The organism is Bacillus cereus group sp. Bc031, from assembly GCF_027716265.1.
GTDB lineage: Bacteria > Bacillota > Bacilli > Bacillales > Bacillaceae_G > Bacillus_A > Bacillus_A paranthracis.
In genome coordinates, this window is record NZ_JAQFUL010000199.1 from 1 (window position 1) to 1,447 (window position 1,447).

Sequence of the window (1,447 nt, forward strand, 5' to 3'; positions counted from 1 at the left end):
TGAACCGCACCCAATTTGTTAGACAAATAACTAACAATTGGAGGTGCGGTTTTATTATGTCTAGAAAATATAAATTCGAATTAAAAAGAAATGCCGTTGAACATTATTTAAATACAAATGATTCTTTTAAAGTGACTGCCAAAAAATATCAAGTCAGTATATCGTTATTAAAAGAGTGGGTGGCACGTACTAGAGAACAAGGAATAGAGTCCTTAAACTCTAAATGTACAAGGTATGACATTCAGTTTAAAATGGAAGTATTGAATTTTATGAACAATACAGGAGCTTCGCCCCTACAAGCGGCCGCTATGTTCAACGTTCCATCTCCTCGTACCGTTAGGAAGTGGCGATCAATGCTAGAATCACAGGGGATAGATGCTCTTCGTAAAACAAGTAAGGGGTACTCCACTGTGAAGAAGAAACAGGCTATTGCACCTAAGAAAAAACAAAATATTAACTCTCAAAATGATTTACAAAAAGAAATTGAATACTTACGCATGGAAAATGCTTATTTAAAAAAGTTACACGCCTTAATTCAACAAAAACAACAATCTCTGAAAAAGACAAAGCACACATAATATATGAGTTAAGGCATGAATATAAAATTATCGACTTGATTAAAGCGGCTGAAATGGCTCGTAGTACATATTATTACTAGGTGAAACAAATGAGTCGTGAAGATAAATATAACGAGGTTAAAGAAAGTATTAAGCAGATTTTTCAGGAACACCAAGGGCGATATGGCTATAGGCGTATCACACTTGAATTACGTAATCAGGGCTATACCATTAACCACAAAACCGTCCTTCGCTTAATGAATCAATTAGGGTTAAAATCGTTGGTAAGAATCACTAAATACCGCTCTTATCGCGGGAAGGTTGGGAAGGTAGCGCCAAATGTCTTGAAGCGTGATTTCAAGGCCTCTAAGCCTAATGAAAAGTGGGTTACAGATGTTACTGAAGTTCATTTGTTTGGTGAAAAACTCTACCTATCTCCTATTCTAGACTTGTTTAATGGTGAGATTATTTCCTATAATATTGAGAAACGCCCTACATTCCTTCTAGTCGAAAGGATGTTAGATAAGGCTTTAAAATGCTTGGATAAAGAAGATACTCCTATCCTTCATTCAGATCAAGGTTGGCACTATCAAATGGATAGATATCAATATATTTTAAGAGAAAATAATATAACTCAAAGTATGTCCCGTAAGGGAAATTGCTTAGATAATGCAGTCATTGAAAATTTCTTTGGCTTATTAAAATCTGAATTACTTTATCTTAAAGATTTTGAAAGTATGGAACACTTTAGGGAAGAACTAGAGAATTATATTTATTATTACAATAATAAAAGGATTAAGGCAAAATTAAAAGGATTGCCTCCTGTAAAATACAGAATTCAATCCTTATTAGCTGCTTAAATATATGTCTAACTTTTCGGGTCCAGTTCA

At 34.0% G+C, this 1,447-nt stretch carries 1 pseudogene; it reads left to right on the forward strand.

Features of this window, described 5'->3' with window-relative positions:
* The first annotated feature begins 56 nt into the window (after nucleotides 1-56).
* Nucleotides 57-1,417, forward strand: a pseudogene (locus tag PDQ33_RS28840) (IS3-like element ISBce15 family transposase).
* Nucleotides 1,418-1,447: the final 30 nt, after the last annotated feature.